This window comes from Ruegeria sp. N7, from assembly GCF_056531345.1.
On the sequence record NZ_JBQFLR010000001.1, the window covers coordinates 499982 to 523078 of the forward strand.

The following is a 23097-nucleotide window of genomic DNA, read 5'->3' on the forward strand; positions in this document are numbered from 1 at the left end:
CTTCATGGCCAACCGCATGTCGAAGGCGGAATTCATTGCGCTGATCGCAATGATGTTCGCCACTATCGCGTTTTCGATCGATTCAATGCTGCCCGCCCTGCCTGAAATCGGCGCGCAGCTTAGCCCTGATGACGTCAATCGCGCCCAACTGATCTTGACATCCTTCGTTCTGGGAATGGGTATCGGTACATTCTTTACCGGCCCGCTATCGGATGCGCTGGGGCGCAAGCCAGTGATCTTTTGCGGTGCGCTTTTGTACATTGCGGCTTCGGCTGTTGCCTGGGCCAGTTCTTCGCTGGAACTGGTACTGATTGCGCGTGTTGTGCAGGGTCTGGGCGCTGCCGGGCCTCGTGTCGTGGCGATGGCCATCACGCGTGACTTGTATTCGGGCCGGGAAATGGCACGCATCATCTCGATTGCCATGATGATCTTTACGTTGGTACCAGCAGCGGCTCCGATGCTGGGCGCTGGTGTTATCGTTCTCTTCGGTTGGCGCGGGATCTTCGTATCCTTTATCCTGTTTGCTCTGATCGTCGTGTTGTGGATGAGCACACGACTTCCCGAATCTCTGGCTGTCGAGGACCGCCGCCCCTTCCGTCTGCATCTGATGATTGCGGCTGTGAACGAAATGTTTGCGCATCCCACTGTGCGCTTGTCTATCTTCGTGCAAACCTTGTGCATGGGGACCTTGTTCACCATGCTGACTATGGTGCAACCGGTCTATGATGTGATCCATGATCGGGCCGACAGCTTTCCCTTCTGGTTCGGATTTGTCGCCCTGATGTCAGGTTCGGCCAGCCTTTTGAACGCGGCTTTGGTGGTGCGTGTCGGGATGCGCCGGATGGTGACTTTTGCCTTCGGCGCGCAGATTGCCATCACGTCTGTCGTCATCATCCTGAACATGGCGAACCTTTCGCCCGATATGTCATTTGCCCTGTTTGTCTTCTGGCAGACGATGGTCTTTTTCATGGCTGGTGTAACCATCGGCAATCTGAATGCCATTGCCATGGAACCCATGGGCCACATCGCGGGCATGGCCGCGTCGGTTGTCGGGTCGATTTCAACCGTACTGGCCGCGGCAATCGCCGCCCCGATCGGGCTTCTGTTCAACGGGTCCATCGCGCCTTTAACAATTGGCATCCTGAGTATGTGCGTTCTGGCGTTTGGCCTGATGATCCACATGGGTCGCATCGAAGAAAGGCTGCCTGCCTGACCTGTGAATTGCGGGTGAATCACGCTATCCTACCCTGAACTTACGGGAGGAACTGCGATGAACGACTATTACGATCTGGGCAGCTATTCCTGCCCAGTTTCCACTTCCAGTCCCGAAGCTCAGCTGTGGTTCGACCGAGGGCTGAACTGGACATACGGCTACAACCACGAAGAAGCGGTTGTCTGTTTCCAACGCGCGGCCGAGCATGATCCGAACTGCGCGATGGCCCATTGGGGTGTCGCGTATGCCGCCGGACCAAACTACAACCTCCCCTGGGACCTGCTGGATGAGAGAGGTCGGGAAGAAGCGTTGTCACGGGCTTACGACGCGATGCAGAAAGCTCTTAGCCTGCTCGCAGGATGCACTGCCGTCGAACAGGCCTTAATTCAGGCCTTGCCTGCGCGTTACCCGCAACGCGGTCCGGTTGAGGACATGCACCAATGGGACCACGGTTTTGCCGACGCGATGCGCGCGGCATTTGCGGCGCACCCGGACCACCTTGACTTGCGTACCATCTATGTCGAAGCACTGCTGAACCTGACACCGTGGAAAATGTGGGATCTGGAAACGGGTCAACCCGCCCAGGGCGCGGCAACGAAGGAAGCGCAAGATGCGCTTGAATGGGCCATGGCGAACGATCCGTCTGCGATGTCTCACCCGGGCCTGCTGCACCTCTATGTTCATCTGATGGAGATGTCTCCAACACCAGAAAAAGCCCTGAAAGCAGGGGATGTCCTGCGCACATTGGTTCCGGATGCAGGCCACTTGGTACATATGCCGACACATATCGATTTGCTCTGCGGACATTACCACAACGTTGTGCACTGGAACGAGAAAGCCTCGGAAGCCGACCAGAAGTATTACGAACGCGAAGGCGCGTTCAACATTTACACAGGCTATCGCCAGCACAATTATCACTTTGCCATCTACGGTGCGCTTTTTCTTGGACAGATCGAACCCGCCCTACGTGCAAATCAGGGATTGTGGGATACAACGCCCGAAGAATTGCTGCGCATCGAAAGCCCCCCGATGGCCGATTACTTCGAAAGCTACATGTCCATGGGCCCTCACATCCTGATCCGGTTTGGCCGCTGGGACGAGGCTAAGGCACTGAAACTGCCCTCAGATCCTGACCTGTTCCGTACTCTGACCGCCACAACGCACTACGCGCGCGCCATCGCTCATGCAGCAACCGGTGATATCGCCAATGCCGAGGCCGAAGAAAATCTGTTTCTTGCCGCCAAAGAATGCGTTCCGGAAACACGCAGGCTGCACAACAACCGTGTGATTGACCTACTGGAAATTGCGAGGGAAATGCTGCGTGGTGAGATCGAGTACCGCAAGGGCAAGTTTGAAATCGCGTTTGCCCATCTGCGCCGCTCGGTCGAGCTGGACGATACCTTGCCCTATGACGAACCCTGGGGATGGATGCAGCCCACCCGCCACGCGCTTGGCGCGTTGCTGTTCGAACAAGGTCATGCGGCGGAAGCGGAGGCCGTCTATCGCGAAGATCTTGGCCTTGGCGGCTCGCTCAGCCGCGCTTCGATCCATCCCGACAACGTGTGGAGCCTGAAGGGGCTGTACGATTGTCTCAAAGCCCGCGGGGAAGATGTTGAAATCCTACAGGTCAAACAACGGCTTGACCTGACGTTGGCCCGCGCCGACCGAATGGTAGCTGCGTCCTGCTTCTGTGCGCAGGCGGCAATGCGTAGCTAAAACGTCTTGATCGTGCTGACGCACCATGCCTCCGGCGGGGATATTTTTAGCCAGATGAAGCAGGGATCCGCTTCTTCATCTGGCCGTAAGTATCCCGGGGGAGATGCGCGGTACGCGCAGCGGGGGCAGAGCCCCCTCTCACATCTCAACCTGCTTTGACCTTTTTTTGCGCCACAACCGCTTTCTCAGCAAGATCGCGGGCAATTGCAAATGCCCCTTTGATTTTGTCACTGTCTTTTTTCCAGTCCCGGCGCACGACGATCTTGTTGTCTTTGACCTTGGCCATACCGCGTTGATTCTGAATGAACTCAACCAGTCCCTGCGGCGAGGCGAATTTGTCATTGTGAAACTGGATGGTCGCGCCTTTCGGCCCGCCGTCAAGCTTTGCGATCCCGGCGCGTTTACACATGGCCTTAATCCGCACAACCAGCATCAAGGTATTCACCTCTTTCGGCAACTTACCGAAACGGTCGATCAATTCCGCAGCAAAGCCTTCCAGTTCGACCTTTGTCGACAGCGATGACAGGCGGCGATAGAGCCCCAGGCGCACATCCAGATCTGGCACATAGTTCTCGGGGATCAGAACCGGCACACCCAGATTGATCTGCGGGGCCCATTGATCGTCCGCATCCGAAAGCCCCTCCATCTCGCCGGCTTTGATCTTGGCAATCGCCTCTTCCAGCATGGATTGGTAAAGCTCGTAGCCGACATCGCGCATCTGGCCGGATTGTTCTTCACCCAACAGGTTGCCCGCACCACGTATGTCAAGGTCCTGCGAGGCCAGAGTGAACCCGGCCCCCAACGTATCCAGCGAGCCCAGAACACGCAGGCGTTTCTCGGCGGCAGCGGTCAATTTCTGACGCGGTTTGGTGGTCAGGTAAGCATAGGCACGGGTTTTCGAGCGCCCCACCCTGCCCCGGATTTGATAGAGCTGCGCAAGGCCAAACATGTCCGCGCGGTGCACGACCATCGTATTCGCCGTCGGAATATCCAGCCCGCTTTCGACGATTGTCGTGGCCAGCAGCACGTCGAATTTCCCGTCATAAAACGCGTTCATCCGATCATCGAGCTCACCCGCTGCCATCTGGCCATGGGCGACCACGTAAGTGAGCTCAGGCAGTTGATCTTTCAGAAATTCTTCGATCTCAGGCAGGTCCGAGATGCGCGGTACAACATAGAAACTCTGCCCCCCACGATAGTGTTCACGCAGCAGCGCTTCTCGGATTGTAACGGCATCGAACTCGCTGACATAGGTGCGGATCGCCAGTCTGTCGATTGGAGGTGTTCCGATAATCGACAGGTCGCGCACGCCGGTCAACGATAGTTGCAGCGTTCGTGGGATCGGTGTCGCGGTCAGGGTCAGCACGTGAATGTCTGAGCGCAGCTGTTTCAGCCGTTCCTTATGACCCACGCCAAAATGCTGTTCCTCGTCGATGATCAAAAGCCCCAGATTGTTGAACCGTATGTTCTTGGCCAAAAGCGCATGCGTTCCGATCACGATGTCCACTGTCCCGCGGGCCAGCCCGTCACGGGTTTTCTGGGCTTCTTTCGACGAAACAAAGCGCGACAATTGCCGCACCTCCAGCGGGAATCCCCGAAAGCGCTCCCTGAAACTCGCGGCATGCTGGCGGGACAGAAGGGTGGTGGGCGCTACAACCGCAACCTGAACGCCCGACATGGCGGCGACAAATGCGGCGCGCATGGCAACCTCGGTCTTGCCAAAGCCGACGTCACCGCAGATCAGACGATCCATTGGTGCGCCGGAATGGATATCTTCCATCACATCCGAGATCGCTCGCAACTGGTCTTCGGTTTCCTGATATGGGAACCGCGCGCTGAATTCTTCCCACGCGTGGGGCGGCGGATCCATGACCGGGGCTTTGCGCAGCGCGCGTTCAGCGGCGATGCGGATCAGCTTATCGGCCATCTCGCGGATGCGCTCTTTCAGCTTGGCCTTCTTTGCCTGCCATGCACCGCCGCCCAAACGGTCCAGCAGACCTTCGTCATGTCCGTATTTCGACAGCAATTCTATGTTTTCGACCGGCAGGTACAGCTTTGCCTGCTCGGCATATTCCAGCAACAGGCATTCATGGGCAGCACCAGCTGCGGTGACGACCTCCATGCCCATGTAACGACCTATGCCGTGATCCACGTGAACAACCAGATCACCGGGGCTGAGCGATTGGGTTTCGGTCAGAAAGTTTTCGGCCTTGCGGCGCTTTTTGGGCTGACGGATCAGCCGGTCGCCCAGCACATCCTGTTCAGCGATCACCGTTAGATCAGGACTTTCGAACCCGTGCTCCAACGCCCAGACGGCAAGGTGCAAGCCGCGTTTACCAATGCGGGTGCCATTGGCCACATGTATCGCCTCGGCCAACCCTTCGTCTTCGATCAGGCCGGTCAGGCGTTCCCGCGCGCCATCGGAATATGAGGCGATCAGCACCGGTCCTTTGTCGAGCTTTGCAGTGATGTGACTGGCCAAAGCACCGAACAGGCTGATGCTTTCCTGCTGGCGTTCCGGTGCAAAGTTGCGCCCGATGCGTCCGCCCGCATCGATGACACCGGGGCCAGAGGCTTGCGGCAGCGGGCTGAACTGCAAAACCCGACGATCCGCGACCGCCGCCTCCCAGGCGGTATCGTCAAGATACAACAACCCCGGAGGTGTGGGTTTATAGACCGTGTCCATGCGGGATCGGTTTTCCAGCGCCAGTCGCCGGGTTTCGTACTGATCGGCAATCGTATCCCAACGCGCCAGACGCGCGGGCGTCACCTGATCATCGACAGTGATCACCGCATCCGGCAAATAGTCGAATAACGTCTCAAGTTTTTCGTGGAAGAACGGCAGCCAATGTTCGATCCCCTGATGTTTGCGGCCCACGCTTACGGCCTCATACAATGGGTCATCTGTACCGGCGGCACCAAACTCGATGCGATAGTTCTGACGGAACCGGGTTATGGCGGCCTCGTCCAGGATGACTTCGGACACCGGTGCAAGTTCAACGATGTCCAGCTTTTCGGTTGTTCGCTGGGACGCCGGATCAAAGCGTCGCGCACCGTCCAGAACGTCACCGAACAGGTCCAGCCGAACCGGGCCCGTCTCTCCCGGAGGGAAGATGTCGATGATGCCGCCACGGATGGCGTAATCGCCGGGTTCCATCACCGTTGGACTTTGTGTGAACCCCATACGCACCAGAAAGTTTCGCAGAGCGGTTTCATCTATGCGATGGCCAACTCGGGCAGTAAACGCCGCCTCTCGCAAAACTTCTCGTGCCGGGACGCGTTGGGTCGCGGCGTTCAGCGTGGTCAGCAATACATACTGTTGGGGCATCTGGTGAACCAGCGCCGCCAGTGTGGCCACGCGCGCCGCCGAGATATCCGCATTGGGCGAGACCCGATCATAAGGAAGGCAATCCCAGCCCGGAAACACAAAGACAGGCATCTGAGGCGCAAAGAACGCCAGTGCGGAACGCATCGCTTCCATCCGCTTGTCATCGCGTGCGACATGGGCCACCGGCCCCTTGCTGCGGGCAATCTCGTTCAGCACCAGCTGCGCGTCAAACCCTTCGGGGGCGCCGCCAACTGTCACGTGGTTCGGAGCCTTCATCGCCTCGCCTTTCAGAATCTTCTATCCCAGAACGCCAATCGAAAGGTTCTGATACATGCCCCAGAACGAAGTGACCAGTATCGAGATCATGCCGATGATCTGGGTATACAGTCGGCAGCGGGAAATTGTTTTTGAGACAGTTTCGAGAGTCAATTCCTGCCGCCGAAGACGCCTTGCATGCACGATATTGACCAAAAGCACCAAGGTCATTGGGAACAAAAGCAAAAACAGGGCCTGCGCGAATTCGACGTCATAATAGAACCCAAGCGTGGCCATCCCGGTGAACAGAAAACACCCAAACGCCAAAAGGATGGTGCCAGACATGTCGACAATCAGCAGAATCCGATTTGTATGGATGCGAACGATGTCGAGCAGATCGGTTTCAACCTGACCTCCGATCCGGCGGGCACGGACAACCAGATCATATGGGATGCCCATCACCCAGTGGCTGGCCGACGACCAGAGTACCGCCAGTACGATCCAGAACCACAGATTCGAAAAGCTGCGCATATCGATGAGTTCAAAGATCGAAGAGTACCAGTCCAAACCCAACCCTTTATTCACACTACTCAGGGGGGTTCCATCTAGGCGCGCGTCCATTGATACCCTTGAGACCTTTGTGAATTCATGCCACCCAATGCACGAATGTTCAAGGAGAACGCGCCATGAAACCGACCATTGCCCCATTTCCCATGACCCGCTTTCGCCGCGCCCGTCAATCACAGGCAATTCGTGCGCTGGTGCGTGAGAACACTCTGACAACGGATGACCTGATCTGGCCGGTTTTCGTACGCGAAGGCGAAGGCATTGAAGAGCCCGTGCCCTCGATGCCTGGTGTGGTTCGCAGATCGGTTGACCTGATTGCCAAAGCGGCGGTCGAGGCCCAGGCCCTTGGGATTCCTGCGATTTGCCTCTTTCCCTACACCGACCCTGCGCTGAAAACCGAAGACTGTGCCGAGGCATGGAACCCCGACAACCTGTCAAACCGGGCCATTCGGGCAATCAAGGCAGCGGCTCCGGACATTGCCGTAATGACGGATGTGGCGCTTGACCCGTATAACATCAACGGTCACGACGGATATGTCGTTGACGGCGAAATCGTCAACGACCAGACCGTCGAGGCACTGGTAAAGATGACGCTGGCACAGGCCGACGCCGGTGCGGATATCATCGGCCCGTCGGACATGATGGATGGCCGGATCGGGGAAATGCGTCGCGCGCTGGAAGGTGCAGGCTATCACAACGTGATGATCCTCAGCTATGCCGCAAAATATGCCAGTGCATTTTACGGACCCTTCCGCGATGCGGTCGGCGCATCGGGGGCCCTGACGGGCGACAAGAAGACCTACCAGATGGACCCCGCAAACTCGGACGAGGCTTTGCGCCTGATCGAACGCGATCTGACTGAAGGCGCGGATATGGTGATGATCAAGCCGGGCATGCCATATCTGGATATCTGCCGCCGCGTGAAAGACAGTTTCGGTGCGCCGACATATGCCTATCAGGTATCGGGCGAATACGCGATGATTCAGGCCGCAGCTCAGAACGGCTGGATCGATGGCGAGAAGGTGATGCTGGAAAGCCTTCTGGCCTTCAAACGCGCCGGTTGCGATGGAATTCTGACCTATTTCTCTCCTCAGGTTGCGCGCATCCTGCAGGGATAAAGCCCGCAAGTTTCGCGATATTTCGCCGATAAGATTGCCCGATCGGGCAGCTTTCCCGTGACACATCGCCCTGATCGGCGTATCCTTGCCGCCAAGACCGGGATCACCCGGCATATCAGGCACAGTTACAGAGATATAAAACCATGAGCAGTTCCAACTCCCCCCGACTGAATCGTCGCGGCTTTGCCTTGGGCATGGCAGGTCTGAGCTTGACCGCCGCCTGCGGCAACGGTGTCGGCAATTCCAACGCAGCAACAATCGATGCCCGTGTCGACGCAACGCTGACCGAGATGTACAGCCGCTATCCCAATACGGTTGAAATTGCGAACAAGGCCAACGGCATGCTGGTCATGCCGCTGATTACCGAAGCCGGTTTCGTGTTCGGTGGCGGTTACGGTCGCGGCGCACTGCGCATCAGCGGTGCAACAGTTGACTTCTATTCGGCGGTCAAGGGCACGGCCGGGCTACAGATCGGCGCGCAGCAATATGCGCATGTTCTGTTTTTCATGACCGAAGACGCCCTGAACGATTTCCGGCGCTCCAGTGGTTGGACAGCCGGAGCAGATATTGGCTATGTGGTCAGCGATCAGGGCGATTCCCTGTCGACAGACACAACGACACTGCGCTCGCCCGTTCTGGCCGCCATCTTCGGACAGGCTGGGCTTCAGATCGGTGCGACCGTGGAAGGCACGAAATACACCCGCATTATTCCATAATTCGGGCTTCCCACTTCTTCTGACAAACCCCATCACAGCGGAATGCTGGGGTGGGGTATTTGTTTTCATCCTTTCTGCACAGGTTCTTGCCGCGTTCCTCTTTCGGTTGGACCCGCCATCCACTAATCTCCGCGCAACCTTCATGTACTAGAATTTGGGGCAGTAATGGGTCTTGTTTTCCGCTGGCTGGTGCGCATCGTGTCGGGTCTGATCATGCTGATCCTCGCCGCAATGGGCCTTGTCTATTTTCTGGCCAGCCAATCCCTGCCGGATTATGACCAGAAACTCGAAGTCAACGGGTTGACCGCACCGGTTGAGATCGTGCGCGACACCGCCAATGTGCCGCACATACTGGCCCAAAATGACCCGGATGTGTTTTTCGGTCTTGGATATGCCCACGCGCAGGATCGATTGTGGCAGATGACGGTCATGCGCCGCACCGCGCAGGGCCGCTTGTCCGAGATCTTTGGACCGCGCACCTTGCGCGTTGACAAGCTTTTGCGCCGGCTGGATCTGTACGGCCTTGCCCATCGCTCGGTCGAAGTGCAGGACGACTATACCAAGGCTGCCCTTCGTGCTTATGCGGCCGGGGTCAACGCACGCCTGACCGAGATCAACGACGAGGCCTTGGGGCGCGGCGCGCCTGAGATGTTCCTGTTCAATGCACCCGTCTCGCCCTGGCAACCGGGCGACAGTATTGCCGTGATCAAGCTTATGGCACTGCAACTGTCCGGTCACCTGACAGACGAGGTTCTGCGCGCGCGTACGTCTTTGATGCTGAGCAATCCTGACAGACTGGCAGACATTCTGCCCGATGTTCCCGGCCCCGGCATTGCTGCGCTGCCTGAATACGCTTCGCTGTTTCCCAACCTTCCGCGCTATGCCGCTGGTACGAGTTTTCCTGAAACGCCTCTGTCACCCCTTCCCAAACGCGGGCTGGCGGGGGCATCAAACGCCTGGACTGCTGCGCCTTCGCGCTCGGCAAGCGGTGGGACGTTGCTGGCCAACGACCCACATCTGGGCTTCACAGCACCCGGCGTGTGGTATCTGGCGCATCTTGGTCTGGCAAAGGGAAGCGTCATTGGGGCCTCGATCCCAGGTATTCCCGCAATCATGACCGGCCGCAGTGACCGGTTGGGTTGGGGGGTGACGTCATCCTATCTTGACGATCAGGACATTCATATTGAGCAGCTGAACCCGGAAAACCCCGAAGAATACCTGACCCCGGATGGCTATAAGGAATTCCAGACCCGTCCTTCGATCATTGAAATCAAAGGGGAAGCTCCGGTTACACTGACGCTGCGCTGGACTGAAAACGGGCCAGTGTTGCCCGGTACGGATTACAAGCTGGAAACCATCACACCGCCGGGCCATGTTGCGTCTTTGTCCTGGACGGCGCTCAGCCCGCAAGACACTTCGATGACGGCGTCCATGGCCCTGATGAACGCGGACAACGTGCAGGACGCCGTAACCGTGGCCCGGCAATTCATTGCGCCCTCGCAAAACCTGTCACTGGTCGACAAAACGACAATAGGGATGAAACTGATTGGCGCCATGCCCCGGCGTGATCTGCAAAACCAAAGCCGCGGACGCATTCCGACACCCGGCTGGATCGAAGCAAACCGCTGGCAAGGCCGCCTGCCCTACGCCAACAACCCGGAATTCGTGGCCCCAGCCGGTGGCGTTCTGGGCAACACCAACAACAAGATCATCGACCGCCCGTTCCCGGATCATGTGTCCTACGAGTGGGGTGACACTCAGCGCGTACATCGCTGGGAACGCCTGATGCAATCGCGTGAGGTGCATACCCGCGACAGTTTCATTGAGGCGCAACTGGATACGGTCAGTTTCACCGCGCGCTCTCTGCTGCCGCTGATCGGTGCTGACCTTTGGTACACCGGTGCCTCGGCCCCTGAAGGGACGCCCGAACGACAGCGCCAGATTGCGCTGTCGCTGCTGGCGGACTGGAACGGCGAGATGAACGAGCACCTGCCCGAACCGCTGATCTATGCAGCCTGGGTGCGGGCGCTTCAGATCCGCCTGATTTCGGACGAGCTTGGGCCGCTGGCCAGCGAATTCAAACATGTCGAGCCCCTGTTCATCGAACGGGTCTATCGTGACATTGATGGCGCCGGTGTCTGGTGCGATGTACGACAAAGCGCGCCGGTTGAAACCTGTACCGAAATGGCACGACTTGCGCTGGATGACGCGCTGATCTGGATCACCGAACGCTACGGCAGCGCACTGGAATCCCTGCGCTGGGGTGATGCCCATCAGGCAACCCACGACCACCCGGTTCTGGGGAACGTGCCTATACTTCGGTATTTTGTGAACATTCGCCAATCGACCAGTGGCGGCGACAACACCTTGCTGCGCGGGCGCACGTCCGGCGAAGGGCTCGACCCGTTTCAGAATGTGCACGGGGCCGGGTATCGCGGTGTGTATGACTTTGCCGATCCAAACAGCTCAGTCTTTATCACCGCTACCGGCCAATCGGGCCATTTCCTGTCGCGCTATTACGACGATCAGGCGCAGCTGTGGCGGCGTGGCGAGTATATTCCCATGTCGCTGGACCTTGACCTTGCCCGCGCCGCTGCTGTCGGAGTGACCAATCTGATCCCACGTTAAGCATCAGGGTTTCGGCGACTCCCCGCCCCTTTTTGCCCGGACCGTGGACGACATGCGGCAGTTTCGCCTACCATCACCGAGCGAACTGTTTCGGACCAGGGGGAAACTATGGCCAGCATTCGGGATACTCTGAACAACCTTGCCCGGGATTACGCAATCGCCTGGAGTTCAGGTGACGCAGATGCCGTCGCCAGCTTTTTCTCGCTGGACGGACAGATTACAATCAACAGAGGTGACCCAATCGAAGGGCGCGCAGCGATTGCCGATATGGCCCGGGGTTTCTACGCCGATTTTCCTGATCTGGAGGTGCGCTGCGACATGATGCGATGGGCCGGATCTCATGCCCTATTTGTCTGGACACGTGAGGGGCATCATGCTCAGACCGGCAACCATGTTATCGCACGCGGATGGGATGAATGGGAACTTGCGCCCGATCATCTTGTACAGTCGTCAGTCGGCTGGTTCGACACCGATGACTTACAGCGACAACTTGAAGGCGTGTGACTTAGGTCGTCTTTTTGCCAGCGGTTTCAATATTGTAACTCCGCGGTATTCCTTGTGTAATCAGAAACCACTCGGATGCCTTCGTCCGCTGCTGATGCGCATCAAAGGCCTGCTGATTCACAAAAACCTCTGAAACAGTGAACCGTCCGGGTGTGATCTGATCCTCGACAACGTCGAACGACAGGCAACCCTCTTCCGCCTTTGTGAGGGCGATATGCGTGGGCAGAGCGGCGCGCACATCTTCAAGGCGGTCCGCCGGGACATCAATAAATCCGGTCAGGAATACTCTTTGATCCAATGTATCAGCCATCTTCCGCAATTTCACTGTATCTATAGTGTGTCGAATTGGGCGGCCTGCTTATCTGTCCAAAGGACAGTGATACGGAACCCTTCTTCGGTCTGCTCTTCAGATTGTACAACATCCTGCCGGAACAACCACGCCCGCTTGTTCCCTTCCGCAAAGGTCAGGTTCAGAACAACCTCGTGCCGGGCCCCTTGCAGGATTGCTGCAATCTCGGACAGTAAAGGGGTCACGCCTTCGCCGGTAACTGCCGAAATGGCAAATATAGCAGGATCGCGATCCGCCCTCGCCAACGCGGCGTCTTTTTCTTCCGTGCTCAGCAAGTCAGTCTTGTTCCAAACCTCAAGCCGGGGGCGTTCTTCGTCGACACCAAGCGAGGTCAGGATTGCTTCGACATCCTGCGCCTGTGCTTCGGTTTCTTCATGGCTGATATCGCGCACGTGAACAATCAGATCAGCGCCCAACACTTCTTCAAGCGTGGCTCGAAAAGACGCCACAAGCTCGGTCGGCAGGTTCGAGATAAAACCCACCGTATCCGACAGGATCACTTCTGGGCCATCGGGCAGTTGCACGCGGCGCATAGTTGGATCCAGCGTGGCAAACAACATGTCCTTGGCCAACACTTCGGCCCCGGTCAGCCGATTGAACAGGGTAGATTTCCCGGCATTGGTATATCCAACCAATGCAACGATCGGGTATGGTACCTTGGCCCGCGCGGCACGATGCAATGTGCGGGTCTTGACCACTTTCTGCAATTGGCGACGCAGACGCACCAGTTGTTCGTCAATGGCGCGACGGTCGGCTTCGATCTGGGTCTCGCCGGGTCCGCCGACAAATCCCAAGCCGCCACGCTGACGTTCAAGGTGGGTCCAGGCCCGCACCAGCCGTGTCCGCTGATAGCTGAGCGCAGCCATTTCGACCTGCAACACCCCTTCTCGGGTACGCGCACGGTCGCTGAAAATCTCAAGGATCAGCCCGGTCCGGTCGAGGATCTTGACCTTCCATGCCTTTTCCAGATTGCGCTGCTGAACCGGAGTCACTGGCCCATCGATCAGAACCAGCTCAACCTCGTTTTCACGAAGCCGCTCACCCAGTTCTTCGATCTTGCCACTGCCAAACAAATAGCCGGGTTGGGCACGTTGCAGGCGTACGATTTCAGACCCGATCACATCCAGATCGGGCAAAGCAGCAGCCAGCGCAACCGCCTCGGCCAGCGCTGGTTCAGGAACGCGGCGCTGTTCATCTGATTTGATTTCGGGATGCAGCACCCAGGCCCGGGTGCGCGTCCGGTCATGTTCCATCAAGAGGCGTCTTCGCCCTCATACAGGTTGATCGGCTGAGATGGCATGATGGTTGATATCGCGTGTTTGTACACCAGCTGCGACTGTCCGTCGCGGCGCAACAATACACAGAAATTGTCGAACCAGGTGATCACACCCTGCAATTTCACGCCATTGATCAGGAAAATTGTAACCGGAACCTTAGCTTTCCGTACATTGTTCAGGAAAGCATCCTGAAGATTCTGTCTGTCCGAAGCCATATTTTGATAATCTCGCCATTGTTCTTGCCACGCGTTGCGGACCAACGCGCTCCCTCCCGGTAAGTATGGAGTGCCGCGGTAAGATATTCCAGACGAAAAATTAAGCACTAAAGACGAAGGGATCCAACCGGTTCAATCCCGCCACAGCGAAGGGGTGATCAGGGCGATGATCGCAAGCGTCTCGAGCCGGCCAATGACCATCGCCGCGCACAGTGTCAGCTTGGACCCTGCGGACAGGTCGATCAACCGGATTGGAACATCAGTGGCCAATTCAATCAGCGGACCCGTCGTGCTGAGCGTTGCGACGCTGAGCACCATGGCCTGTTCGAACCCAGCCCCCATTGCGGCCAGCAAAAGGTTGAACACCGCCAGTGTCAGCGCAAAGAGCATCAGAAAGATCCAGGCGATAAACGCGCCGTCCCTTTGAATGCGTCGGTTGCCGCCCCCAACCCCGCTGACCGACGAGGGATAGATCAACCGGTCGATCTCGCGCGCACCGTTCAGGTACAGGGCAAAGACCCGCAGTAATTTCACGCCGCCAGCCGTGGTCGCAACCCCGCCACCGATCAAGGCCAACCCCATCAGCAACAATCCGGGCGTTCCCAGACCAGACAATTGCTGCGCATCATCCCAGTTTGCGCTTTCAAACCCGGCGGTTGTCAGAAAGGCCAGAACAGTGAACAGCATACCCCAGATGACCTGCAATGCCTGCAAAGGTTCGATTTGCCCGCCGATTTCCGTAACGCCTGCAATAACGCGAAAGAACAGTAACGCAGCAACGGCCAGCACAATCATCAGGCCAATGCGAAACTCCGGGTCCGTATCCAGGCGGGAATAACCGGATGTTGCCGTGTCGGTCGAAAATGTCAGGCGCGAAAGGGCAAAGAACAGGAACAAAAACAAGATCGCCTCACCCGTGAAGCCCGCCTGCGCGCCTTCCATGCCGCCCACCGGAGAAATTCCGGACGTCGCCATGACCGACATTGCGTGGCAAACGGCTGTCAGTCCGGTTTCGCCTGCGATCAGAAGAAGGATCCAGATCACAGCCGTCAGCCCGGCATAGACCGGGGTCAGTCCCTTTGCCACACGGAGCAGTCGACCGCGCGGATCAACGCGTTCGCTTTGCGCAACACCCGATACCGGGCGACCCGGCTGACCGCGGGCCGTGACCTCGAACCCACCCAGCGACAAAGGCGCAAGGATTGCCGCGGCGGCAATCCACATCAGCAAACCGCCCATCCATCCAACCAAGGCGCGCCACAGGTGCAGCGGGGCCGTCAGGCGGTCTGGATCCGGAAACAGATCCGCCCCCGTGGTTGTCAGGGCACTGACCATGTCAAAATAGGCGTTCAGGAATGTGGTCGTTCCCAGCGCATCGTGAAATGGAATCGCAAGAAAGACAGGCAGAATGGTGAAACATGCAAGCATCACCGCCAATTGTCCCAAAGTTCCGCGCCTTGGCACACGGTTGGACGAGGCCAGTGCGACACTGACGACCAGAAACAACCCTATGATACCGGAGTACAAAAACGACCGCGATGTATCGTGATCATCCAGCGCCAGCGCGTAAACTGCCGGAATCCACATGGCCAGTGACGCAATAGCCCAGATCAGAAGAAACAGCGGCAACCGCCGCAATAGCCCGATCTGTTGTATCCCCGCATGCGCCATCAGAAGAAATCGATTGAAACCTGCATCAGGCGTTCGACCTCAGGCACGTCGTTGGCCATGGCAAAGATCGCGACGACATCCTTTTCATCGATCCTGAGGCTGCCCGTCGGTCGCATAACTTCATCTCCTTTGAGTACGGCCCCCACCAGTACGCCCTCGGGAAAATCGATATCGCGCAGCTTTTGACCGGCCATGGGAGAGGTTGAAAGAACCTCAGCCTCGATCACTTCGGCCTCAGCATCTCCGATCGAGTAGACCTGTCGCACCCGGCCATGACGGATGTGGCGCAAGATCGAACTGACGGTGGTTGCCCGTGGATTGATATACGCATCAATCCCCAAAGGTCCCATCAGGGCCACCATACTGGGATCATTGATCAAAGCGATCGCCAGGGCACAACCCTCGGCCTTGGCGCGTACAGCGGCCAGCATGTTCGTGCGGTCGTCATCCGTAACCGCCAGCATTGCATCCGCCCTGTCGATACCGGCTTCGCTCAACAAACTGGCATCAAGGCCATCACCGTGCAGCACAATCGTTCGTTCCAGCGCCTCGGCGGCGATCTCGGCGCATCGGCGATCCCGCTCGACGATTTTGGCGCGCACGCGGCTTTTTTGTTCTTCCAGAGTTCGCGCCACTTCAAGCCCGACATTGCCCCCGCCCACGATCACCACACGATCCTGACGCTTTTGGGTCTTGCCAAACACCTCCATGGTGCGATCCACGTCTTTTACATTGGTAAAGACGTAGCATTCGTCGCCCACAAACAGCTGATCCTCGGATTCTGGTGCAAACAGTGTGCCATCGCGACGCACCCCGACTACGATCGAACTGAGCGTCGAGAACAAATCGGTCAATTGCCGCAAAGGTGTGTTCACAATCGGGCAGTCTTCATCCACGCGAATACCCAAAAGCTGCGCCTTGCCGTCCATGAAAATCTCGGTGTCAAAGGCGGACGGGGCCGACAGTCGGCGCATCGCGGCTGCGGCCACTTCGCGTTCGGGGCTGATCACCACATCAATCGGCAGATGATCGCGCCGGTAAAGGTCCGAGTGGATCGCCTCAAGATAGGATTTTGACCGCAGTCGCGCGATCTTGCGCTGGATCGAAAAGACCGAATGCGCCATTTGGCAAGTGACCATGTTCACTTCATCCGAATGGGTCGCAGCGATAATCATGTCCGCATCGCGCGCGCCTGCCCTTTCAAGCACATCGGGATAACTTGCAAACCCGGCGATCCCCTGCACGTCCAGCGTTTCGGTCGCCCGCCGAACCAGGTCGGGATTGTTGTCGACAACGGTGACGTCGTTCAATTCACCCGAAAGGTGCCGCGCAATCTGCCAGCCGACCTGACCCGCGCCGCAAATAATGACCTTCATGTTTCTGGCCCTTCTGCCTGAAAGGATTGAATGACAGATGCCCCCAAAGCGGTCAATTGAATTGTCATCGCCGATCAGCTGCGGCAAGATAAGCATATGAAAACGCTGTTTCCTATGCTTGTGCCGCTGATGGTGCTGTCCTCGTGCGGGCCGCTCTCGCTTTACTATCGCGAGGGTGAAACCGTGTCACGTCTGCAAAAAGAGACCACCCAGTGCCAGCTTAGGGCGGTCAAAGAGGTGCCAGTTGCCAATCAGATCCGCCAAAGCCCGCCGACATATTGGCCCGGGCGCACGTATTGCGACGGCAGAGGTCGTTGCTATCAATCCCCGGGCTGGTGGCAGCCCGGCAGGGTCTATACCGTCGATGTGAATCAGGGTCTGCGAAACACGGTTGAGGCGCAATGCATGGCCGAAAAGGGATTTCGCCCTGTCAGTTTGCCGCCCTGCAAGCAAAATGTGAAATCGCGGGTACCATTGGCGCGAACAACAACATTGCCGCCCCTCAACAGTGCCTCATGCTTTGTGAAATTCGATGACGGGTCGTTTCAGATCATCACTCCGGGGCAAGCCGGGTAAGCAAAACCACGGTACCGCGCGATTGATCATTCCAGTCCGGTTCAAGCGCGTTTGCGCCGCGCGGCAAGCCACAAATGAAGCGCCATGGCAACAGCATAGAACCCGACCACGGCAATCAACATGCCTGCTTCACTGGTCCGCCACAGTAATGCAAGCAAAACAGGTGTGCCCAATAGGTTACCCGCATTCCCCATCTGCGCCATGGCACCATAGCTCAGCGCCTGGTTTTCGGGTGTCGAGTTCAACTGCGGCACCGCCGCAAAGCTGCCGCCCTGAACAAGCCCCAGCACCGCAAAAAGCGCTATGCAGACAACCGGTAACGATGCACCAAGAAACAGGGCGCCTATCGTAAGGATAGACAACCCGAAACCGAGGGTAACAACAAAAACAGCAGAACAAACGTTCAGCAATACCGGGACGGTAATCCAGGAAATCACGATCCCGGCCAACGGCATCAGACCAGCAATCATCGCACTGACATCGTCCGGCAATCTTCCCGGAAGAATGGCCAGCAGCGAGACGAAGGTCAGCGTGTAAAAGAACCACCCGAGCGCCGGGGCCGACACAAACGCAGAACGATAGGTCTCTACGTGTATGTCAATCAGTGTTCGAACGTTCCAAAAAGGATTGTTCGCCAAAGCCGACGCACTGTTGGGACGGAAAGACACGATCAAGCCGACGATCAGAAACATCAGCACGCCATGGGTAGCAAAATAAACCGGCAGCCCGACCCGAGAGATCAATGGAAGCCCAAGCCATGCGTTCAGGGCAAAGGCGACGCCAAAGAAACTGCTCCACAAAACCATTGCCGCGTTGCGCCATTTTCCAATCGTGATTTGCGCAATCAGTGTTGGTGCTGCGACAACGATAGCCAGATGAGAGACCCCTTCGACAACGCGGCTGACCAGCATCAGGCCCAAACCGGGGATACTGGCCTGAAACAGGGACACCGCCCCGCCAAGGATCAAGCCAAACATCAGCAGCCGGACAGGCCCCACTCGCCCCGCTATCGCGCCGGACAATGCACCAAGAATCGCACCAATCAGGCTGATGACTGACAAAAGCCAGCCAATCTTGTCCGCGTGCGCAGGATAGAGGGCTGCGACCTGAGCAAAAGGAACCGCAATCTTGGCGAATTGGGTCGCCGCACCTAGCCCGGCAAGCCAAAGCAACAAAACCTGTAACAAGATGCGTAATGGATGGGGCATAAGCCGGTTCTACTGCACCCGACCGCACAGGAATACGCATAAATTATGCGCGTCCCGACCGTGCCCCACTGACCAGCCGGACCGGCGTTCCATCCGACAGGTACAACCGTTCCCAGGTGATCTGTCCGGCGCTGATCCGGATACGGTCGTGCCGCGCTTCGGAGGTTACAAACGACTTGGGGTTGGGCGCTTGCAAATCCCACCATCCCTCGTCCTGCAGCTCGGCCTCAGCTTGGCGGATCTCGTCCGTCGCAAATTGCCAGAGGGATACGCCAAGCAGTGCCCGTTGGGAGGTTTTCCAATCCCGCGCCCGCCGGCGGGAATAGGCCAGGCACATGTGGCTGGCCTCCTCAACCAGATGGATGCAGTCGGCCGAATTCACGACAAGCCGTCTTAACGCGTTGTCATCCGCCCTGAAAGGAGCCATCGCAGCAAACACTGAGTGTTGCAGATCAGGCGTTGGAAGCTGAACCCCGTTCTCCCATCTGGAAACCGTGGTCTGATCGACCTCCAGAACCTCGGCCAGCGCGGCTTGTTTCAACCCGATCGACCGTCGAAGACGCTTTAAACGTCTGCCAAAAGCCGGGTAGCCTTCGATGAACCGGCCAGTCAGATCAGAGTTTACCGTTCTCGCCATCAGTTCCACACATCCGTCTGCCCGTGAACTATGACCCCAGACTCATTCTGCCGGTTCGGGTTCGTCGATTTGCGCGACCCGCGCACCGGATTTGTTCGAGGTCACAACACCCAGCGACTTTAGCTTGCGATGCAGCGCACTGCGTTCCATGCCGACAAAGCTGGCGGTGCGGCTGATATTGCCGCCAAAGCGGTTGATCTGGGTCAGCAGATATTCCCGCTCGAACGCTTCGCGGGCCTCGCGCAGCGGCAAAGTGGCCAGCGCACCCGACAAGACAACGCGGCCCGACTCTTCGGCCTTGTCTTCTTCATTGGGCAGCTCGCGCGCCTCAATCGGGCCGGTGCCGTCACCCAGAATCAAAACACGTTCGATCAGGTTCTTCAACTGGCGCACGTTACCCGGCCAGGTCATTGTCTGCAGCAAAGCGACCGCCTCGTCCGACAGCTCCCGCATAGGCAACCCTTGGGTTTCGTTGCACATTTCGATGAAGTGCTGGGCCAGTACCGGTATATCCTCGCGCCGGTCCTCGAGTGAGGGAACGGAGATCGGAACCACATTCAGACGGTGATACAGCTCTTCCCGGAAACGCTCGGCGGCGATTTCATCATCCAGATCCTTGTTGGTTGATGAGATCACCCGAAGATCCACGCGCACCTTGTCCGAGCCACCCACGCGCTGGAATTGCTGATCCACCAGCACCCGCAGGATTTTGGACTGTGTGCCCAAAGGCATGTCGGAAACTTCATCAAAATAGACCACGCCGCCATGGGCTTCTTCCAGCAATCCGGATTCCACACCGCGTTCGGCCGATTCCCGGCCAAACAGAACTTCTTCCACACGCTCAGGCTCAATCCCGGCACAGTTGACGGTCACGAACGGAGCGTTCGCACGGTTGGAGTGGGCATGGATATAACGCGCAGCAATTTCCTTGCCCGAACCCGCAGGTCCACGCAGCATGACGCGACCGTTTGATTTGGTCACCTTGTCCAACTGCCCCTGCATGGCCCGGAACGACGCGGATTTGCCGATCATGTCCGAGTTGTTGACCTCTTTCCGCTTCAGCGACGCGTTCTCGCGCCGCAGACGAGACGTCTCCATCGCGCGGCGGATCACCACCATCAACTGGTCAATGTTAAACGGTTTCTCGATAAAGTCGTAAGCACCCTGTTTGATAGCCGCTACAGCGATTTCGATATTGCCGTGGCCCGAAATAATCACCACCGGCACATCCGGGTTATCGCGCTTTACCGTCTTGAGGATATCAATCCCGTCCATGCGGCTGTCTTTCAGCCAGATATCCAGGATCAACAGACCCGGCGGTTCGGAATTGATCGACGCCATGCACTCGTCCGAGTTGGCTGCCAGCCGGGTTGAATAGCCTTCGTCCTCCAGAATGTCGGACACCAGCTCGCGAATATCGCGCTCGTCATCTACGATCAGAATGTCGCTCATCTTTGGCCTGCTTTCAGTTTGTTGGTTCTAATTGCCTGCTTCTGCGGCGCAACGGTTGGGGACATACTTGCCCCAGGCAAACGGATCACAGCCATTGCGCCAAAATGGTCCTGTCCGTCAAATACGGGCGCGTCCTCAAGGGTCAGCGCGCCGCCATGCTCTTCTATGATTTTCTTGACGATCGGAAGACCCAACCCGGTCCCTTCGTCGCGTGTCGTTACATAAGGTTCAAACAAACGCGCCCGGTCTTCCGGCAGACCTATCCCATTGTCTGCAATGGTGATGATTGTACCCGCATCATCGCTTGAAACCGCCACCTTGATCTGCGGCACCAGGTTTTCCGGGGCCCCTTTTTCTTTCAGAGTTGCAATGGCTTCTCCGGCATTCTTAATCAGGTTCGTCAACGCTTGATTAAGCATGGTCGCATCTACATCCGCCATGATCGGCTGCTGCGGCAGGTCGGCATCAATCTGTACGTCCGGCTGTCCCGCCTGTTGCAAAAGTACGGCTTCGCGCACCAGTTCGACAAGGTCTTCCTCCCGTCGAACGGGCTCGGGCATCCGCGCGAACTTGGAAAACTCATCCACGATACGCCGCAGGTCATTGGTTTGCCGCACGATGACGCCGGTCATCGATTCAAGGCTGCCGCTGTCTTCCTCATCCAGTTTGCGGGCGAACTTGCGCTTGATGCGCTCTGCGCTGAGCTGGATCGGCGTCAATGGGTTCTTGATTTCATGTGCAATGCGGCGGGCCACGTCACCCCACGCCGCCATTCGCTGCGCGCTGACCAGATCGGTTACATCGTCAAAGGCAACCACATAACCTTCCAGCCCGCCATCCTCTCCACGACGGATAGCCATGCGAACCAGCAGGTTTTCAAGCTGCCCCTTACGTGTGACCTTAACCTCACCCTGAACAGCCTCCTGCCCGCTGTCCTTGAGGCTTTCAAACAAAGGCAAAAACTCGGGAACCGCAATGCCGATAGCCAGGTGTTCTTCACCACGCGACCAGTCCAGCAAGCGTTCAGCCGAGCGATTGACAAACGTAACGCATCCATCGGGGTCCACGCCGACAACACCGGACGTGACCGAACTGAGCACGGAATCAAACAGGCGACGCCTGCTTTCGATTTGCTGGGTGTTTTCCAGCAGCGTGTCCCGCTGCCCTTTTAGTTGTCGGGTCATCTGGTTGAAATATCGGCCCAACATCGCAATTTCGTCGTCGCTGGCCTCTTCGATGACCTGAACGCTCAAGTCTCCGGCGCCGACCCGCTGCGCCGCTGTGGTCAAACGTCCGACCGGGCGCGACAGGCGTTCGGCAAACCACATCCCCAGCGACATCGCAGCCAGGATCAGGATCAGCGCAAAGCCCAGATAAAGCAGACCGAATTCGAACAACACCCTGCCCCGTTCACTTTCCAGCTGCTGATAGAACTGCGCCGTTTCCTTGGTGTCATCCAGCAGTGTCAACAGCTGCCCATCCACCTCGCGGCTGACATAGAGGTAGCGGTCCAGATAAGCGGTAAGAGGTACAAGCGCGCGGAATTCATTATTCGGCCAGTCGGCAATGATCAACAGCCCCTTATCTACCGCTTCCGTCATTTGCTCGGCTGTTGGTGCCTCATAGTTGAACAGATAGGACCGATCCCCGCGCGACCGGATTTCGCCCGTGCCGTCGATGACATAGGCTTCGCGCAACCCGCGCTGAATCCGGGCCTGCCCCTGCGCCAGAACCTCGCGGAGTTCGGCATCAGAAATGTAAAACTCCACCGAACGTGCATTGTTCAGGAACCGCGCCAGAACCGTAGCGTCCTGCGTCAGACCGCTGCGATGTTCCTGCTCATAAGCCTCTGCCGCCGTCAGGGAAGACCCGACAACCTGGCGCACGCGATCCGAAAACCAGCCTTCCAGGCCGATATTCACGGTCAGTCCGGCAAAAATGGCGACCGTAACGGTCGGAACCAGCGCAAGCAGCGTAAACGCCCCGATCAGGCGCAAATGCAGGCGCGAGCCCGCCGACTTGGCCCGTCTGGCCGCAATTAGGCTGCCCAACTGACTGAGCACCAAAGCCGCAACGACCAAAACATAGACAAGATCGGCCAGCAGAATCAGCCGCAATGTCGGCGCGGTCGCACCCAAGTCAAAGGGACCAATGACAAGATATGTGGCAAGCGCCAGAACAGGCCCCATGAGGACCAGCCCAAAGGTGCCGAAATTGCGCAGTTTCCGTGATTTACGCCATCGACCAATCGATGGGATCATCCCGCTCTGTGCTCGGGTTGCCACCGTCTG

Annotated in this window: 18 protein-coding genes; 7 read left to right on the top strand and 11 right to left on the bottom strand. The window is 57.7% G+C overall.

Going from position 1 to position 23097, the window contains the following annotated elements:
- Positions 1-4: 4 nt before the first annotated feature.
- Positions 5-1213, top strand: a complete 1209-nt coding sequence (locus ACR0ES_RS02470) for a multidrug effflux MFS transporter (RefSeq protein ID WP_480564529.1) — start codon at positions 5-7, stop codon at positions 1211-1213.
- 57 nt (positions 1214-1270) lie between these two features.
- A complete protein-coding gene (locus tag ACR0ES_RS02475) occupies positions 1271-2929 on the top strand; it encodes a tetratricopeptide repeat protein (protein WP_480869375.1) in 1659 nt (552 codons plus the stop codon).
- Between the two features lie 145 nt (positions 2930-3074).
- Here the strand turns inward: ACR0ES_RS02475 and mfd are convergent, their stop codons facing one another.
- Together mfd and ACR0ES_RS02485 are read right to left on the bottom strand one after the other, a co-directional pair.
- Positions 3075-6533: a transcription-repair coupling factor gene (mfd, locus tag ACR0ES_RS02480; protein WP_480564523.1), complete on the bottom strand. Its 3459-nt coding sequence runs from the start codon at positions 6531-6533 to the stop codon at positions 3075-3077.
- Positions 6534-6554: 21 nt separating this feature from the next.
- The gene (locus ACR0ES_RS02485; RefSeq protein ID WP_480486469.1) at positions 6555-7079 is read right to left on the bottom strand and encodes a component of SufBCD complex; all 525 of its coding nucleotides are present in this window, start codon (positions 7077-7079) and stop codon (positions 6555-6557) included.
- Between the two features lie 119 nt (positions 7080-7198).
- Between ACR0ES_RS02485 and hemB the strand changes: the two genes are divergently transcribed.
- The 4 genes from hemB to ACR0ES_RS02505 all read left to right on the top strand — a co-directional run bounded on the left by hemB (position 7199) and on the right by ACR0ES_RS02505 (position 12045).
- Complete coding sequence (gene hemB / locus ACR0ES_RS02490; RefSeq protein WP_480485484.1) at positions 7199-8197, top strand: porphobilinogen synthase; 999 nt, start codon at positions 7199-7201, stop codon at positions 8195-8197.
- 143 nt (positions 8198-8340) lie between these two features.
- Positions 8341-8913 carry a lipid-binding SYLF domain-containing protein gene (locus tag ACR0ES_RS02495; RefSeq protein ID WP_209503773.1) on the top strand — a complete coding sequence of 191 codons (573 nt, stop codon included), beginning with the start codon at positions 8341-8343 and terminating at the stop codon, positions 8911-8913.
- Positions 8914-9078: 165 nt separating this feature from the next.
- Positions 9079-11541 (top strand): penicillin acylase family protein, encoded by a 2463-nt coding sequence (locus ACR0ES_RS02500; RefSeq protein WP_480869377.1) that lies wholly within the window; start codon positions 9079-9081, stop codon positions 11539-11541.
- Positions 11542-11649: 108 nt separating this feature from the next.
- Entirely contained in the window at positions 11650-12045 is a 396-nt protein-coding gene (locus ACR0ES_RS02505) for an SgcJ/EcaC family oxidoreductase (protein ID WP_480557978.1), read from the top strand.
- A gap of 1 nt (position 12046) precedes the next feature.
- On the opposite strand, the gene ACR0ES_RS02510 is transcribed toward ACR0ES_RS02505, so the two are convergent.
- The 5 genes from ACR0ES_RS02510 to trkA form a co-directional block, all read right to left on the bottom strand.
- Entirely contained in the window at positions 12047-12355 is a 309-nt protein-coding gene (locus ACR0ES_RS02510; RefSeq protein ID WP_480557980.1) for a putative quinol monooxygenase, read from the bottom strand.
- A gap of 20 nt (positions 12356-12375) precedes the next feature.
- Complete coding sequence (hflX, locus tag ACR0ES_RS02515) at positions 12376-13647, bottom strand: GTPase HflX (protein WP_480504981.1); 1272 nt, start codon at positions 13645-13647, stop codon at positions 12376-12378.
- Positions 13647-13886: an RNA chaperone Hfq gene (gene hfq, locus ACR0ES_RS02520; protein ID WP_005982826.1), complete on the bottom strand. Its 240-nt coding sequence runs from the start codon at positions 13884-13886 to the stop codon at positions 13647-13649. Before hfq ends, hflX begins: the two co-directional genes overlap by 1 nt.
- A gap of 132 nt (positions 13887-14018) precedes the next feature.
- Positions 14019-15557, bottom strand: a complete 1539-nt coding sequence (locus ACR0ES_RS02525) for a TrkH family potassium uptake protein (protein ID WP_480869379.1) — start codon at positions 15555-15557, stop codon at positions 14019-14021.
- The gene (trkA, locus tag ACR0ES_RS02530; RefSeq protein ID WP_480504979.1) at positions 15557-16933 is read right to left on the bottom strand and encodes a Trk system potassium transporter TrkA; all 1377 of its coding nucleotides are present in this window, start codon (positions 16931-16933) and stop codon (positions 15557-15559) included. The genes ACR0ES_RS02525 and trkA overlap by 1 nt, the downstream gene beginning before the upstream one ends.
- Before the next feature lie 96 nt (positions 16934-17029).
- On the opposite strand from trkA, the gene ACR0ES_RS02535 reads away from it, so the two are divergent.
- Positions 17030-17509, top strand: a complete 480-nt coding sequence (locus ACR0ES_RS02535; protein WP_209503766.1) for a hypothetical protein — start codon at positions 17030-17032, stop codon at positions 17507-17509.
- Between the two features lie 41 nt (positions 17510-17550).
- Here ACR0ES_RS02535 and ACR0ES_RS02540 read toward each other — a convergent pair whose 3' ends face one another.
- Genes ACR0ES_RS02540 through ACR0ES_RS02555 form a run of 4 tightly spaced genes read right to left on the bottom strand, consistent with a single transcriptional unit; the run spans position 17551 to position 23067 of the window.
- Entirely contained in the window at positions 17551-18717 is a 1167-nt protein-coding gene (locus ACR0ES_RS02540; RefSeq protein WP_480869381.1) for an MFS transporter, read from the bottom strand.
- Positions 18718-18760: 43 nt separating this feature from the next.
- Positions 18761-19354 carry a helix-turn-helix transcriptional regulator gene (locus ACR0ES_RS02545; RefSeq protein WP_480869382.1) on the bottom strand — a complete coding sequence of 198 codons (594 nt, stop codon included), beginning with the start codon at positions 19352-19354 and terminating at the stop codon, positions 18761-18763.
- A gap of 42 nt (positions 19355-19396) precedes the next feature.
- Complete coding sequence (ntrX, locus tag ACR0ES_RS02550; protein ID WP_480480685.1) at positions 19397-20806, bottom strand: nitrogen assimilation response regulator NtrX; 1410 nt, start codon at positions 20804-20806, stop codon at positions 19397-19399.
- Positions 20803-23067 (bottom strand): sensor histidine kinase NtrY-like, encoded by a 2265-nt coding sequence (locus ACR0ES_RS02555; RefSeq protein ID WP_480869669.1) that lies wholly within the window; start codon positions 23065-23067, stop codon positions 20803-20805. The genes ntrX and ACR0ES_RS02555 overlap by 4 nt, the downstream gene beginning before the upstream one ends.
- Between the last annotated feature and the right edge of the window lie 30 nt (positions 23068-23097).

Excerpts from the sequence above, each read along its gene's own strand:
- ntrX (WP_480480685.1), bottom strand. The coding sequence starts at position 20,806 with ATGAGCGACATTCTGATCGTAGATGACGAGCGCGATATTCGCGAGCTG.
- hflX (WP_480504981.1), bottom strand. The coding sequence starts at position 13,647 with ATGGAACATGACCGGACGCGCACCCGGGCCTGGGTGCTGCATCCCGAA.
- hemB (WP_480485484.1), top strand. The coding sequence starts at position 7,199 with ATGAAACCGACCATTGCCCCATTTCCCATGACCCGCTTTCGCCGCGCC.
- ACR0ES_RS02525 (WP_480869379.1), bottom strand. The coding sequence starts at position 15,557 with ATGGCGCATGCGGGGATACAACAGATCGGGCTATTGCGGCGGTTGCCG.
- ACR0ES_RS02500 (WP_480869377.1), top strand. The coding sequence starts at position 9,079 with ATGGGTCTTGTTTTCCGCTGGCTGGTGCGCATCGTGTCGGGTCTGATC.
- ACR0ES_RS02555 (WP_480869669.1), bottom strand. The coding sequence starts at position 23,067 with ATGATCCCATCGATTGGTCGATGGCGTAAATCACGGAAACTGCGCAAT.
- ACR0ES_RS02495 (WP_209503773.1), top strand. The coding sequence starts at position 8,341 with ATGAGCAGTTCCAACTCCCCCCGACTGAATCGTCGCGGCTTTGCCTTG.
- ACR0ES_RS02545 (WP_480869382.1), bottom strand. The coding sequence starts at position 19,354 with ATGGCGAGAACGGTAAACTCTGATCTGACTGGCCGGTTCATCGAAGGC.
- ACR0ES_RS02470 (WP_480564529.1), top strand. The coding sequence starts at position 5 with ATGGCCAACCGCATGTCGAAGGCGGAATTCATTGCGCTGATCGCAATG.
- trkA (WP_480504979.1), bottom strand. The coding sequence starts at position 16,933 with ATGAAGGTCATTATTTGCGGCGCGGGTCAGGTCGGCTGGCAGATTGCG.
- ACR0ES_RS02510 (WP_480557980.1), bottom strand. The coding sequence starts at position 12,355 with ATGGCTGATACATTGGATCAAAGAGTATTCCTGACCGGATTTATTGAT.
- ACR0ES_RS02475 (WP_480869375.1), top strand. The coding sequence starts at position 1,271 with ATGAACGACTATTACGATCTGGGCAGCTATTCCTGCCCAGTTTCCACT.
- ACR0ES_RS02540 (WP_480869381.1), bottom strand. The coding sequence starts at position 18,717 with ATGCCCCATCCATTACGCATCTTGTTACAGGTTTTGTTGCTTTGGCTT.
- ACR0ES_RS02505 (WP_480557978.1), top strand. The coding sequence starts at position 11,650 with ATGGCCAGCATTCGGGATACTCTGAACAACCTTGCCCGGGATTACGCA.
- ACR0ES_RS02535 (WP_209503766.1), top strand. The coding sequence starts at position 17,030 with ATGAAAACGCTGTTTCCTATGCTTGTGCCGCTGATGGTGCTGTCCTCG.
- hfq (WP_005982826.1), bottom strand. The coding sequence starts at position 13,886 with ATGGCTTCGGACAGACAGAATCTTCAGGATGCTTTCCTGAACAATGTA.
- mfd (WP_480564523.1), bottom strand. The coding sequence starts at position 6,533 with ATGAAGGCTCCGAACCACGTGACAGTTGGCGGCGCCCCCGAAGGGTTT.